This window comes from Acinetobacter sp. YH12052 (assembly GCF_013419835.1).
Classification (GTDB): Bacteria; Pseudomonadota; Gammaproteobacteria; order Pseudomonadales; family Moraxellaceae; genus Acinetobacter; species Acinetobacter amyesii.
Map to the genome: position 1 here is coordinate 108,732 of NZ_VOZI01000002.1, position 13,411 is coordinate 122,142.

Here is a 13,411-nt window from a genome sequence, read left to right on the forward strand (position 1 = left end):
ATGGCAAAAAGTTTACAAGAGTTATTGGCAGCTCGCTCTGCTGAAAGCCAAGCTCGTATTCAGCAAATGGCAGAAGAACTGATGCTTGAACAGCATCTTCACATGATTCGTGAAGAGTTGGAAATTTCTCAAAAAGAATTAGCAGAAACTTTAGGGATTAAACAGCCTTCGCTTTCTGCAATCGAAAACCGTGGTAATGATTTAAAAATATCAACCATGAAAAAATATGTAGAAGCAATGGGGGGAAAACTTCGTATTGATGTCGAATTACCTACAGGTAAGCATATTGGATTTAATGTTTAATTAAAAAAAGACCGCTTAAGCGGTCTATTTTCAAGAATTACAATTTTCGATATGCTTAAAAATTTTCTTACATAATTCTCTAGCTTTAGGCGTTAATTTCCAATCAGAGTTTGCATCAAAATCTTTAATAATCTCTCGGCAGAATTTTAATTTATCTTTAATTGTACCTACGCCAGGGCCATCTGCAAAAGCTGACTTTGTAGGTGAGGTAGATTTTTTGATTTTTTCATCAAGCAATCGACCAATGCCGTATAGGTTATTATCGAAATAATTATCTTCTGTAATACCGTCTATTAAAGAAATATCATAACTCTGTTTTACATTTTGAAGTCGAGGAAACTTTGCTTTTGCAACTCGAAGAATTGAATCTTTAGGTAAAGTATTTTCAGTTTCTTTACAGTCCAAAATAATTAAATTTTCTTTATTTAATTCCTTTCTTAATAACTTAATTTTTTCAGAATTTTTTTGTATGTCCCCATCAGCAATTAATAGCATGTCACTTGCAACAGCAGTTGCACTTTGACCACGGTCTTGCTTTAAAAATTCGATTCTTTCTTCCCGTGTTTTAGGATAATCATCATCAAAAGACCAATGAGATAAATTGCTGCCTGCATATTCCACAAACGTATAGTGATAGTTCGGCATAAATCTACGGTATTTTTTATAAAGCTCCATATCAGCTGACTCTAGTTCAGCTAAATATTTTTCCATATATTTAGTGATATAAAGCCGATCTGTAATGCCCTCTACCCAAATGGTGCAATTTGCTAAATAGACAGAAGATGGACGTACGCCTAATGAAGCAAGTAAGTCTCGATCTCTGTCACAACGGTAAATTTTAAAATCAAATTTCGTAGGATCTTCTTCTTTAGGTTGCTTTACGAACTTTTGAATCATGACTTGGTCAGATTCATCTGCCATATCTAGTAAATGGTTGGAGTGAGTAGTAAAAAATAATAATGCGGTGTTTCATTAAGATAAAAGTTCATCAATTGACGAACCATACCTGCATGCATGTGCAGTTCTGGTTCTTCTATGAAAAAGGCATGCGTTTCTGGTTTGCCTTCTTTGTCTTTACTTTTTATATAAGCTTCATAAGTTAAGATTATCGCTTGTTGTAAGCCATCACCCAACTGTGAAATAGGGAATTGTTGATCGTTACCAATTTTAATATTTACAACATCTTGATCATGCTTAGGGATAAGTGAAACAGTCTCATTATCAAAAAAATATTGACTTAATTTTTCTTCATAATCTTTAATTAGTTCACGTTGTTCAGGTTCACCTAAAAGATGAATTTTAAGTTCATTGTATAAGCATTCACCAGTAATAATATTATTAGAGTTAAATTTATTCGTATCTGAAAAATAATCTTTTTGGGCTCGTTTAATATAAGGCTGTGTATTCTCTTGTTCTGTGACAGGACGCATACCGCGTAGGATAGGGATATAAGATTTTGATTTTTCATAAACTATATTATTTTCAAAATCATTAACATATTTCTGAATTTCAGAAACTTTATATGTAAATTCTTGTGTATATTCAATTCTCACTTTACTTAATTGATCTATTGTACGCTGATAATTCTCTTTATATCTATTTCTAGGAAAAATAGGACAGTCTATGGCATCATTTATCAATTTAAATAGTGTAGTTCGATTTTCGCCTGAGCTCATCGCCCCAAGCCAAATAGTACCTTGACTTGATTCAATGATGGATTTTAATTCAGTAAAATAATTAGATAAATTAGGAAAAGAAAAGTCTGGTATCGTATGTGTACTATTTATGAACAAGTTTCTTAAGAAACGGCTTTTACCGGCATTGTTTTTACCAATAAAAAAAATTGAGCCTTTTTATCTCAATTGAATAAGGAAAATCGTTGTCAATATCGGAATTATAGCCTTCTAAATTTTCTGCCCAATAATATAATTTTTCTGTCATATAGCCCCCAAATATAGGAGCTAATTTAGCAATAAAACACTGCTTTTAAAAGATAATTTATAAATACATAAAGCAATTTTATCGTTATTGATTCAACGCTTCATTGTCCATATGCACTCTCAAAATGCGTCGCAATTCTAAAATGGTATCTGCAGACTCATGGATGGAATGTCCACCATTGAATATTTTTTCAGACACCGCACCATCTAAATGAGAACTTGTATAGGGAACAATGCCATCCGACATTTTGCTCGGTTCAGTACTTTGCGTCTGATTTCCCATAATAGAATGATAAGGAATATCTTTATTTGGCATGATGTCAGCAGTCAACAGCATAAAACGTGATTGTTGACTTAAATCTGCAGGTCCAGACTTAATCAGGCCCATAGTTGAATTTTTTGCATTCGGAATTTCAACATTGACATCATTTAAAAAACTTAAAGGCAATACCACGATTTTTTTCGCCAAATTGGTAAACCAGCGGTCTGCATAGTCAGTACCATGATGCGGTGCGGCAATGAAAACTGCACGGCTAAATGGCTTCAAGGCTTTAAAGACAAAACGATCGCGGATAATTGGATGACGTTGTAACTGAGTGTTTTGTTCATAGTTCATGAGTGGAATAGCTTGAGCGGAAATATCTGCATCGCTAACCAATAAACGACTGATGATGCCGCCCATACTATGTCCGATAATGACAGCATCCTGAGCCGAAGGCGTATTGGGCTGAACAGTTGCAAATGCCTGTTTGAGTAAAGCATTGATTTGAAAACGACTCTCAAATATTGGCATATTGGTTGAGTAAAACACTTGCCAAACTTGGTAATGATCACGTAGTTTTTGATCACCCATAATGTTATTGGTCAGGCCGATCCAAGTTTCAGGACTGCTGGCAAGGCCATGAACCATAACAATAATTTTTTTATTGGGTTGATATGGCTCTAACATAAACACATGTGGCATGCGCAAATGTTCTTCCTTATTCAGAAGTGTCCAATAGCCAGATTGTCCTAATTTATTTTCGGCTAACCAAAGTCCATAAGGCACAGAATAATTGGCCGTTAGCGTGTAGGACTGAGATTCAATTTTTGCCTTTTTAAATTGATAGGGATTAAATAATTCAACCTTAAACTCTGATTGCGGTGACAAAATTTCACTAATGCTGCTATTAGTCTTGGCAGGCTCTGCGATTGCACTGACAGATAAATAGCGTGCTGTATGGATATTGGGGTTGGGTTTATTTGAATAATATTGTTCAGGATCTAATATAAAAGGCTGCGCAGCAGACAGATCCGTGGCTTTTTTGACTAAGACAAATTCAGAGCCTATGCCTTCCTGACGGTTAATAGTTTTTAAGCCTGAAAAATTAAAATTATAGCTCGACAGTAATTTATCAATGTCCGCATTTTTGATTTCAGGATAATGTTCATAGTTAAAATGATAAAGCGATGATCCCAACATTAAACTTTCAGGCATTTTCTGATAGTCAAAACGGGTGAATGATGAGGTTATCAGACGTGATAAAGCCACATTATAAAAGGTACGGACTTGTCCCTGACGCAAATCAAATAAGCGCTCTTCAGGGGCTTGAGCGGATTTAAATAGATAGACATAGCTGTAACGCAGACTGAAATCAAAGTCTGCAAGCTGCTGATCCATACACATTTTAATTTTGCTTGAAGCTAATTTTCCGCTGTGTTGTTTTAAGCTTTTTTTGCATTGTGGATTTTGTTCGGCGCTTAAAGCACGTGCTATGTACAGCTCACTTGCTGCTGCATAGACTTGAGCAATATCTAAAGTTTCATTATTACGCATTTTGTGAATACAGCTTTCAAGCGCATTTAAACAAGATTGGTCGCTTTCATTCACCATTAACAGGATTTGATGGCTAAATGTACTGAGCTTCTGATGGGTTAATATGCTATCTGTTTTATTATTTAGTGACGCACTGAGTTGATTTTCTTGTAATTTGACCAATTGGCATCCACTAAGCAAACTCAGGCTGATGATACACATAAAACGAGCGGGTAAATGCGTGAAAGGCATCATTGGAAAGGTCACAGGCATCTATTTTTTGTTATTTTAACCTTTATAAAATAGTAAAAATAGGGCAGGTGTTACAGCGCTCAATCCTAGAAAATTACTACGTATGTATCCTTTCAAACTAAGCTAATGTTCGAATGCTGTGATACCGAAAAGTTGATTTGAGATTCAAACACTGTCACGTGTTAAATTTAATCTAATTGTGCTGCTGATTTTTTAAGGTCATATTGAGCAATTTATGATGAATGAATCTAAGTTTATCCAATACCGGATTCGACAACGTAAATGGATAAGCATCATCTAAGCCCATGCTGCGGTTCAACGCATTTAAATTAAAGGTCAAGGTCATCCAGTGTTGCAGCAATAGGTCAAAATCCTGAGCGCCAATCGGGTTCTCTTTCAGTTCTAAATTATTCAAATCTGACTTATTGGTTTTGACCACTAATCCTGCATAGTAGGCGGTTTCAAGAGTGTCCATCATGTGCAAATAATGCGCCCATGTTTCCGCCCAATCTTCCCAAGGATGTGTACTGGCATAGGAACTAACATAGTAATCCGCCCAATTTTGCGGAGCACCGTCATTATAATGACGTTTCAAAGCTTCACTATAATCTTGTCGTTCATCACCAAACAGTTCTTGAAATTCCTCAATCAGTTCAGGGTGTAAATGTTTGATCAAATCAAAATAATAATGACCGCTTTCATGTCTAAAATGACCTAGAAGTGTACGGTAGTTTTCACCCATTTTTATACGCGTTGTTTCGCGGTAAATCACATCTGCTTCACTGGCATTCAAGGTAATAATGCCATTGGCATGACCGGTCATAACCGGTGTATTTTCTGTTGGCATGAGAAAGTCAAAACGCAGGCCAAAACGGTCATCTTGACTGCGTTTAGGACGCGGCATGGTATTCAGTTGCTGCATTAAATATAAAAAACGCCGTTTGGCATGTTCCAATCGTGCCCAGTACACAATATGGTCTGGGTTATCTAAGTTGGGAATGGTATGCGTCAGTAGGCAAGATTCACAATAAATTTCTTCACTGTCGGCAGGTACCATCCAATTACATACCTGATGATGCTGATAATTATGACAAGGTTTAAAGCGTTTTCCCTTTATTTCAGGATTTAACGCAAGCCATAACGTACTGCTGTGCTTTTCAAAACAGCCCATTTGCTTTTCAGAGGCAATATAACCCAGCGCAGTCTGACAATTGACACAGTGTGAATTGGCAAAAAAGATTTGGTTAGAACATACCGCGCAGCTGAAATATTTCATAGGCGTTGAGTGATGAATAGAATGATCAATCAGTATAAATGATGTTCAATGTTGATGAAATAAATTGCACTTCGAGTTTGTTGCTGGTCGGTCAATGCTCTTGCTTAAGAACAACGCTATTAAAAAATAGTCCTTCATCAAAAGATACATCGCAGCAATAGTGCAAATGGGGCGGTAGGAGTGCATTTATTGCACAATTTATGAACAATAAAATCTAAATGAAAGTTAAAAGCCCAAAAAATCGACCATTTTTCATATTCCTCACTTGGCACAGTTTCTGCATTTCTATCGATATTACGAAATAAATATTTTGTATTACTCAAACAGGAGATGCATATGAACCGCCATCAATCAGCAACATTTCTGCATCAATTAAAGCAGTTTTTTATTGAGCTACTGAGCGCCCGCGCGGGTTTCTATATTCAGCAAAAAAAATAAGGAAAAACAGTGCCTAAACAAAAGCTGGCGCGTATCAGTATTACAGTGCCTGAAAAAACAGTCGATGCTTTGGATCAAAAAATTGTCGATCAGCATTATGAAAGCCGTTCTCAGGCCATTGTAGACATGATCAATAAGCATCTGATTGCCGATCAGGAGCAGCGCAACGAAGTGATGGTTGGCACATTTACCTTACTTTATGACGCAAGTAGTACGGCGCTACGTATTCAGCTTTTAGATTTACAGCAGCAGTTTTTAGAACAAGTAGTGAGCTCGCTGCATATTCAACTCGATGACCACAAAATTTTAGAAGTCATGATTCTGCAAGGCGTCAGTTCAGAGCTCAAAGTTATCAGTCAGCATTTTTCAGCACTTAAGGGTGTGATTAAAGGACATTTGGAGTTGATGGACGCTGTGATGCCGCCAATTCCGCAAAATGCAAAGAATTAAGGAGTTTTAAAATGGGCCAATTATATCGATCACAAGGTCAGTTTAAAGACCAAGTGACAGACCAACAGCAAGCACATACTAATGCAGCCAACCATAGACCAAATCGTACAAAACACCATGCTCAATCTGTCAGCAATCCGAATACATCATCGTTTTTGAACACCAATACCAAATTTAACTGTAATGCCATCGGAGAAATCGCACTATGATCAAAAAAGCCTGCTTATCTGCATCCGTTGTGACCGCTATCTTACTAGGTGGCTGTGACAATACGGCCAAAACACCTGAACCAAACGCGCAAGCAGAAGGCACAGTCAATACAAAAGCCATCACGATCGGATATAGCGACTGGCCTGGTTTTGTCGCTTGGCAAGTTGCTATTGAAAAAGGCTGGTTGAAAGAAGCCGGTGTCAATGTAGACTTTAAATGGTTTGATTATTCAGCCTCACTATCTGCATTTGCAGCAAATCAGTTGGATGCTGTTTTGGTCACCAACGGCGACAACTTAGTTACGGGTTCTGGAGGCACAAAAGGCGTCATGATTATGGCGACGGACTATTCTGCGGGTAATGATGTCATCATCGCGAAAGATGGCGTCAATAGCCTTGCCGATTTAAAAGGAAAAAGTGTCGCAACTGAAAAAGGCTTGGTTGATCATTTGCTTTTAGCGACGGCTTTGGATGATGCAAAAATTCAAGCTTCTGAAGTGAAGTTGGTCAACACCATGACCAATGAGCTGCCACAAGTATTTGCAAGTCCTGATATTGCAGCGATTGCCGTGTGGCAACCGGTCGCAAATCAAGCTTTGAAAGCGGTAGCAGGTTCTAAAATCATTTATACATCGAAAGATAAACCCGGTCTGATTTACGACACATTAACCGTCAACATGACGCATTTATCTGCCAACAAAGAAGAATGGAAAAAAATCATTCAAGTTTGGGATAAAACGGTTAAATACATCAACGACCCTGCAACGCATGCCGATGCAGTGAAAATCATGTCGACCCGTGTTGGCGTTGATCCTGCACAATATGAACAGTTTATTGGAGGGACACATTTACTGGATTTAGCTACCAATAAACAAGTCTTTAAAAAAGGAACTGGTTTTGACTCGATTTATGGTTCTAGTTACCACGTGAATAAATTTAATGTTGGCAATGGCATTTATAAAACTGAAATGGATGTGGATGGATCAATATATCCAGCTTTGGTTGAAGAACTGAAATAAGTTGAAATATAGCTAAAAAAAAGCCCTGAATGGTGTAAATACTTCAGGGCTTAACAACATCAAATTAATATCAGTGAAAAATAACGAAGAGTAGAACTTAAGCTTCTTCATCCATCGCATTGGAATAAAACTTCACCCCTAATTTGATTCGGTCACGGCCTTGGCTCATGCGCCAGCGGTTGGTATCGCGCAGTGAATAGACACAGCCGCAGTATTCCTGCTGATAAAATTCTTCTTTTTTACTGATTTCCAGCATACGCACAGCGCCGCCATTTTTACGCCAGTTATAGTCCCAATAGGTAATTCCGTCATAATGTGAAGCCGAACGATGCCCGCAGTCATTAATCTGCTGCATATTTTTCCAGCGTGAAATTCCCAGTGAACTGCTGATTAAGCTAAAGCCATGTTCTGCCGCATATAATGCTGTACGTTCAAAGCGCATATCAAAACACATGGTACAGCGGATACCCTTTTCAGGCTCATTTTCCATGACTTTGGCACGTTCAAACCAGTTGTCTGTGTCGTAATCACAGTCGATAAACGGAATATTGTGTTTTTCTGCAAAGCGGATATTTTCCTCTTTACGGATTTCATATTCTTTGACTGGATGAATATTTGGATTGTAAAAAAAGATCGAAAAATCAATACCAGATTCAATTAAAGTTTCCATGACTTCGCCAGAACAGGGCGCACAGCAAGAATGCAATAAAAGCTTGTCATGACCTGTTGGGAGCGTCAGTTTCTGACGGTCAAGTTTGTTAGACATAATCATAAGCTATAAATATAAACTTTATATTTTAGCGATTCATGGACATGTCAAAGCTCGAATATGCTGATTTTTTCTAAGTTTGAGCTGAGTCAGATTCAGTACAGTGACTTAAAATTGAAACAAATTTGTAGATCTATTTATTTTATTTCACGTTCATTTGCTGATTCCATTCAATTTGAAAATCATGTGCCAATTGGTCTAATTGAGTTGCTTTCAGGTTTTTAATCAGCACTTCTTGCGCTTCAAAAAAGGCATGATCAAGCGCCCGATTGACCACCAGTTCTACCAAGCAATCTGGTGCTGAATGTTCATTGCCTATCGCAAAAATTGAAGGTTCACCGACAGCAAGGTAAATGTCATACAGCGAAATGTCATGCAGAGGTTTAATCAAACTCCAACCGCCACCAGGGCCTTTCTCAGAATCAACAAATCCATGTTTTTTTAAGCCAGACATGGTTCTACGCACCACAACAGGGTTTGTTTCCAGCATTTCGGCAATCTGATCTGAAGTGAAAGGTTTATTTTCACGTGCCATATGCAACAGGACATGTAGCATTCGTGAAAGTTTACTGTCTTTACGCATGAGGAAATAGATTATTGGGGGAATTTATAGATTGTAACATTAAAAGTTTCTTATACGCATATTAAATGATATAGTAACTTTAAAAGTTACATATAGGGCGTTATGAACATGAATTATGAAGTTGTGATTATTGGCGGTAGTCATGCAGGGCTTTCTGCGGCTTTACCTTTAGCACGTGCACGTCGCCGTATTTTAATTATTGATGCAGGGCAACGCAGTAATCGTTTTGCCGAACATTCACATAATTTTTTAACCCAAGATGGCCGTTCCCCAAGTGCTATTGCAGAAGACGCTAAAGCACAATTAGAAAAGTATTCAACGATTTCATGGCTTGCTGAAACTGTTACAGATGTAAAAGCGGTTGATGGAAAATATTCAGTTATCGCAGGTGATCAGCACATTCAAGCTGAAAAAATGATTATTGCGACTGGCGTACGTGACGAATTGCCTCAAGTTGATGGTTTGGCCGAACGTTGGGGGAAATCTGTTTATCACTGTCCATATTGTGATGGTTATGAACTAAATTTAGGTGAAGTCGGCATGCTGGTATCGGGTATGCATTCGTTACATATGGCATTGATGCTACCAGATTGGGGTAATACAACGCTGTTTTTAAATGATGCCATTAGTGCAGATCAATTGGATGATGAGCTATTAGCGAAGCTTTCAAAACGTCAAATTCAGATTGAAACGCGCAAAATTTCACGTATCGAAGGGCTTTGTGAGGTAATTTTTAATGATGGTGAAAAAACAGTGCTTGACGGTTTGTTTGTTTCAACTGTGACTCGTTTGCAAGCAGATTGGATTCATCATTTAGGTTTAGAGATTGACTGCAATGAATATGGCGAGGCCATTAAAACTTCGCCAGCCAAGGAAACAAATGTTAAAGGGATCTATGCTTGCGGTGATGTGACCCGTTCTGGCGGTTCAGTTGCATTATCTGTAGGTGATGGTGCGATGACAGGAATTGTGGCGCATAAATCTTTCATTTTTTAAAGTGATTGCATAGCTGCTAACAAAGATAGGGCAAGTATCTAAATGAGAAATTTAGATATTTGTATCTACATATAAGAAATCACAAAATCAGTTAATCATTTGATCTTTTTTCAGTTTAAGCTGAGTTTAATTCACTTAGGTTAATAAATAATCATATTCTAAAAGTAGACATTCTAATTGATGAGTTTCATTTTTACATCAAAAAATCAGCAAAATTCTGATATGAATACGCAAACAATAAAATCATAAGATATTGTTTATACAATAATTAATTGAATATTATTCTTTGGGGTGATCAGTTTTAAAGTGCGCTCATTGAGCTAAATTGAAATAAATTCATCTTATAAAATTACCAAACATGAATTTCACTCACTTTGTATTGAGGTTAAATCATTTTTATTCATCTTAAGATTCACGTATAAATTACTCCATACAGAAATTTTGATTATTTTAATTTTAGGGTAGTGAATCTCCATGAGTAATAAATTTGCATGTTCAATCAAACGTATCCGCTTTGATGAAAACTATAAACCAGCAGACAATACACGTCTAACAACGAACTTTGCCAATTTGGCGCGCGGTGAGCACCGTGAAGAAAACTTACGCCGTACATTGGCAATGATTAATAACCGCTTCAATACTTTGGCCAGCTGTGACAACCCAAATGCGGATCGTTATTCACTTGAAATTGACATCATTTCTGCAGAGCTCGATGTTAAAGGCAATGGGCAAACTTTCCCGTTTATTGAAACATTAAAAAGCACCATTATTGACCATAAAACCAATGAACGCATTGAAGGCATGATCGGAAACAGTTTTTCATCGTATGTGCGTGACTATGACTTCAGCGTGGTATTGCCTGCACTAGGTTGTAAGTTCAATGAAAAGCCTGAAGATTTTGGTGATTTACATGGCAAGCTATATCAACACTTGATCAATTCAGATGTATTCAAAGCTGAATTCAAAAAACAGCCTGTTATTTGCTTAAGTGTTTCAACTACAAAAACCTATTACCGTACTGCAAATGTGCATCCGATCTTAGGTGTGGAATACACCAATGATGACTATTCACGTACCGATGATTATTTCGCAAAAATGGGCTTAAGCGTTCGTTACTTCAAACCTGAAAATGCGACTGCACCATTGGCATTCTATTCAGCAAATAACTTGCTGAGCGACTATACAGATTTCGAACTGATCAGCGCGATCAGCACCATGGAAAGCTTCCAAAAAATCTACCGTCCTGAAATTTACAATACCAATGCGACAGCAGGTTTAGTGTATCAACCAAGCTTAAGCTTTGGCGATTACTCATTAACTCGTATTGTGTATGACCGTGTTGAACGTGGTCAGTTGGCGGTTAAACAGGGCAAATGGACAGAAGAGAACTTTATCCAGCCATATAAAGACATTCTGAATGAGTGGGCGGCTAATTTTAGTATTGAAAATGCAGCCGCAGCTTAATTTTAAATCACTTGTGATTTAAAGCAGCTGTTTTAAAGAATATGTTTCATGCATCAGTTAATTTGTGATCAATATTTATTTCGTAAAGAAATTTCCCTCTCCTTTTAAGGAGAGGGTTAGGGAGAGGATTTATATGAAATACTCCCTCATCCTCTTGCGGAGCATGCTCCTCATCCCATAGGGAGAAGGGACTTTCAATATGAATTTAATAAGTATTTGATGATTTTTTAACTTTTGCAAAATTTAGAATATAGAGATAGAAGATCGAATATGGCTATTTTACTCCCAACTTCAACTGCTGGCAGCTTACCTAAACCATCTTGGCTGGCTGAACCTGAAAAATTGTGGTCAGCATGGAAACTTGAAGGCGAAGAATTATTAGATGCAAAACGTGATGCGTTGAAATTATCTTTGCACGAACAAATCCATGCAGGCATTGATATTGTCAGTGATGGTGAACAAACCCGTCAGCATTTTGTGACCACATTTATTGAACATCTTGAAGGTGTGGATTTCGAAAAGCGTGAAACGATGCGTATTCGTAATCGTTACGATGCAAGTGTACCGTCTGTGGTGGGCGAAGTATCGCGTAAGAAAGCAGTGTTTGTTGATGATGCAAAATTCTTACGCAGCCAAACCAATCAGCCGATCAAATGGGCTTTGCCTGGCCCAATGACGATGATTGATACTTTGTATGATGGTCACTACAAAAGCCGTGAAAAATTAGCTTGGGAATTTGCTAAAATCCTCAATCAAGAAGCGCTAGAGCTTGAAGCGGCAGGCGTGGACATTATTCAATTTGATGAGCCTGCGTTTAACGTGTTTTTTGATGAAGTCAATGACTGGGGTATTGCGACCTTAGAGCGCGCGCTTGAAGGTTTAAAATGCGAAACTGCTGTACATATTTGTTATGGTTATGGCATTAAAGCCAATACCGATTGGAAACAGACTTTGGGTAATGAATGGCGCCAATACGAAGAATCATTCCCGAAATTGCAGCAATCGAAGCTGGATATTATCTCACTTGAATGCCAAAACTCTCGTGTACCCATGGATTTAATTGAACTCATCCGCGGTAAAAAAGTGATGGTTGGCGCAATTGATGTAGCAACCAATCAGGTTGAAACAGCAGAAGAAGTAGCCAATACATTACGCAAAGCGCTTCAGTTTGTAGATGCCGATAAGCTATATCCTTCAACGAACTGCGGTATGGCACCTTTACCTCGCCAAGTGGCGCAAGGCAAACTAAATGCGCTAAGCGCAGGCGCTGCCATTATTCGCCAAGAATTGACCGCATAAATTCGAGCTGACTCAATTTCATGTAAGGGCGATAAGGAAATTAAATTTGTTATTGCCCAAACCTGAGAAAGAGATAAGCCATATAGACCATTGAGATTGAAGAGATGATTGAAGCAACTGATTTTAGAAATGCAATGTCTTTATTGACGACTGCAGTCAACGTGATTACGACTGAGGGTGAAGCAGGCATGCATGGATTTACAGCATCAGCAGTATGCAGTGTGACAGATACACCGCCAACTTTGCTGGTTTGTATGAATCAATCATCTCGTTCTCATGCGCATTTTCTTGAAAATAAAGTTCTTTCTGTCAATGTTTTAGGCGTACAGCATGAGCAAATTTCCAATGCTTTTGCTTCAAGCAAATTCAATTCGGAAGAGCGTTTTAAATTGGGTTCTTGGACTGTATTAGAAACAGGTTCACCGATATTAAAAGATGCTTTGGTCAGTTTTGACTGTCAGATTGAACAGATTCAAGAAGTGGGTACGCACAGTGTGTTTATGTGCCGTGTGGTTGCAATCAAGCAAAGTCAGCAGGAGGAAAGCTTGGTATATTTCAACCGCGCTTATCATGCTGTGGGTCAAGTGGAGTTGGCTTAAACCAGTCAGACTTCTTCAA

Annotated in this window: 14 protein-coding genes; 8 read left to right on the plus strand and 6 right to left on the minus strand. The window is 37.9% G+C overall.

What is annotated here, in order from left to right; all coding sequences use genetic code 11:
* The gene (locus tag FTU06_RS01765; RefSeq protein WP_078190926.1) at positions 1-303 is read left to right on the plus strand and encodes a helix-turn-helix domain-containing protein; all 303 of its coding nucleotides are present in this window, start codon (positions 1-3) and stop codon (positions 301-303) included.
* Positions 304-333: 30 nt separating this feature from the next.
* Here FTU06_RS01765 and FTU06_RS17045 read toward each other — a convergent pair whose 3' ends face one another.
* The 4 genes from FTU06_RS17045 to FTU06_RS01780 all read right to left on the minus strand — a co-directional run bounded on the left by FTU06_RS17045 (position 334) and on the right by FTU06_RS01780 (position 5,566).
* Positions 334-1,224: a hypothetical protein gene (locus FTU06_RS17045; protein ID WP_373684680.1), complete on the minus strand. Its 891-nt coding sequence runs from the start codon at positions 1,222-1,224 to the stop codon at positions 334-336.
* Positions 1,225-1,226: 2 nt separating this feature from the next.
* Positions 1,227-2,096: an AAA family ATPase gene (locus FTU06_RS17050; RefSeq protein WP_373684681.1), complete on the minus strand. Its 870-nt coding sequence runs from the start codon at positions 2,094-2,096 to the stop codon at positions 1,227-1,229.
* Positions 2,097-2,328: 232 nt separating this feature from the next.
* A complete protein-coding gene (locus tag FTU06_RS01775; RefSeq protein ID WP_180144526.1) occupies positions 2,329-4,293 on the minus strand; it encodes a triacylglycerol lipase in 1,965 nt (654 codons plus the stop codon).
* A 190-nt stretch (positions 4,294-4,483) separates the two neighbouring features.
* Positions 4,484-5,566, minus strand: coding sequence for a putative zinc-binding metallopeptidase (locus tag FTU06_RS01780; RefSeq protein ID WP_180144529.1), 1,083 nt, complete (start codon positions 5,564-5,566; stop codon positions 4,484-4,486).
* Between the two features lie 447 nt (positions 5,567-6,013).
* On the opposite strand from FTU06_RS01780, the gene FTU06_RS01785 reads away from it, so the two are divergent.
* Genes FTU06_RS01785 through FTU06_RS01795 form a run of 3 tightly spaced genes read left to right on the plus strand, consistent with a single transcriptional unit; the run spans position 6,014 to position 7,682 of the window.
* Positions 6,014-6,454, plus strand: coding sequence for a CopG family ribbon-helix-helix protein (locus tag FTU06_RS01785; protein ID WP_078190923.1), 441 nt, complete (start codon positions 6,014-6,016; stop codon positions 6,452-6,454).
* Positions 6,455-6,465: 11 nt separating this feature from the next.
* Positions 6,466-6,663 (plus strand): hypothetical protein, encoded by a 198-nt coding sequence (locus FTU06_RS01790; protein WP_180144532.1) that lies wholly within the window; start codon positions 6,466-6,468, stop codon positions 6,661-6,663.
* A complete protein-coding gene (locus FTU06_RS01795; RefSeq protein ID WP_180144535.1) occupies positions 6,660-7,682 on the plus strand; it encodes an ABC transporter substrate-binding protein in 1,023 nt (340 codons plus the stop codon). The genes FTU06_RS01790 and FTU06_RS01795 overlap by 4 nt, the downstream gene beginning before the upstream one ends.
* Before the next feature lie 97 nt (positions 7,683-7,779).
* Here FTU06_RS01795 and FTU06_RS01800 read toward each other — a convergent pair whose 3' ends face one another.
* Both FTU06_RS01800 and FTU06_RS01805 read right to left on the minus strand, forming a co-directional pair.
* The gene (locus FTU06_RS01800) at positions 7,780-8,448 is read right to left on the minus strand and encodes an epoxyqueuosine reductase QueH (RefSeq protein ID WP_180144538.1); all 669 of its coding nucleotides are present in this window, start codon (positions 8,446-8,448) and stop codon (positions 7,780-7,782) included.
* Between the two features lie 145 nt (positions 8,449-8,593).
* Entirely contained in the window at positions 8,594-9,034 is a 441-nt protein-coding gene (locus FTU06_RS01805; RefSeq protein ID WP_180041507.1) for an Rrf2 family transcriptional regulator, read from the minus strand.
* Between the two features lie 108 nt (positions 9,035-9,142).
* Between FTU06_RS01805 and FTU06_RS01810 the strand changes: the two genes are divergently transcribed.
* From FTU06_RS01810 to FTU06_RS01825, 4 genes are all read left to right on the plus strand, one after another.
* Positions 9,143-10,030 carry an NAD(P)/FAD-dependent oxidoreductase gene (locus tag FTU06_RS01810; RefSeq protein ID WP_180144541.1) on the plus strand — a complete coding sequence of 296 codons (888 nt, stop codon included), beginning with the start codon at positions 9,143-9,145 and terminating at the stop codon, positions 10,028-10,030.
* A 474-nt stretch (positions 10,031-10,504) separates the two neighbouring features.
* A complete protein-coding gene (locus FTU06_RS01815; protein ID WP_180144545.1) occupies positions 10,505-11,494 on the plus strand; it encodes a putative oxygenase MesX in 990 nt (329 codons plus the stop codon).
* A 270-nt stretch (positions 11,495-11,764) separates the two neighbouring features.
* Positions 11,765-12,793 (plus strand): methionine synthase, encoded by a 1,029-nt coding sequence (locus FTU06_RS01820; protein WP_078193780.1) that lies wholly within the window; start codon positions 11,765-11,767, stop codon positions 12,791-12,793.
* A 104-nt stretch (positions 12,794-12,897) separates the two neighbouring features.
* On the plus strand, positions 12,898-13,392 hold the full coding sequence (locus FTU06_RS01825; RefSeq protein WP_180144548.1) for a flavin reductase: 495 nt from the start codon (positions 12,898-12,900) through the stop codon (positions 13,390-13,392).
* Positions 13,393-13,411: the final 19 nt, after the last annotated feature.

What these genes read in the sequence shown, in the direction of transcription:
- FTU06_RS01765 (WP_078190926.1), top strand. Translation starts at nt 1, where the DNA reads ATGGCAAAAAGTTTACAAGAGTTATTGGCAGCTCGCTCTGCTGAAAGC.
- FTU06_RS17045 (WP_373684680.1), bottom strand. Translation starts at nt 1,224, where the DNA reads ATGGCAGATGAATCTGACCAAGTCATGATTCAAAAGTTCGTAAAGCAA.
- FTU06_RS01775 (WP_180144526.1), bottom strand. Translation starts at nt 4,293, where the DNA reads ATGATGCCTTTCACGCATTTACCCGCTCGTTTTATGTGTATCATCAGC.
- FTU06_RS01780 (WP_180144529.1), bottom strand. Translation starts at nt 5,566, where the DNA reads ATGAAATATTTCAGCTGCGCGGTATGTTCTAACCAAATCTTTTTTGCC.
- FTU06_RS01790 (WP_180144532.1), top strand. Translation starts at nt 6,466, where the DNA reads ATGGGCCAATTATATCGATCACAAGGTCAGTTTAAAGACCAAGTGACA.
- FTU06_RS01795 (WP_180144535.1), top strand. Translation starts at nt 6,660, where the DNA reads ATGATCAAAAAAGCCTGCTTATCTGCATCCGTTGTGACCGCTATCTTA.
- FTU06_RS01800 (WP_180144538.1), bottom strand. Translation starts at nt 8,448, where the DNA reads ATGTCTAACAAACTTGACCGTCAGAAACTGACGCTCCCAACAGGTCAT.
- FTU06_RS01805 (WP_180041507.1), bottom strand. Translation starts at nt 9,034, where the DNA reads ATGCGTAAAGACAGTAAACTTTCACGAATGCTACATGTCCTGTTGCAT.
- FTU06_RS01810 (WP_180144541.1), top strand. Translation starts at nt 9,143, where the DNA reads ATGAATTATGAAGTTGTGATTATTGGCGGTAGTCATGCAGGGCTTTCT.
- FTU06_RS01815 (WP_180144545.1), top strand. Translation starts at nt 10,505, where the DNA reads ATGAGTAATAAATTTGCATGTTCAATCAAACGTATCCGCTTTGATGAA.
- FTU06_RS01820 (WP_078193780.1), top strand. Translation starts at nt 11,765, where the DNA reads ATGGCTATTTTACTCCCAACTTCAACTGCTGGCAGCTTACCTAAACCA.
- FTU06_RS01825 (WP_180144548.1), top strand. Translation starts at nt 12,898, where the DNA reads ATGATTGAAGCAACTGATTTTAGAAATGCAATGTCTTTATTGACGACT.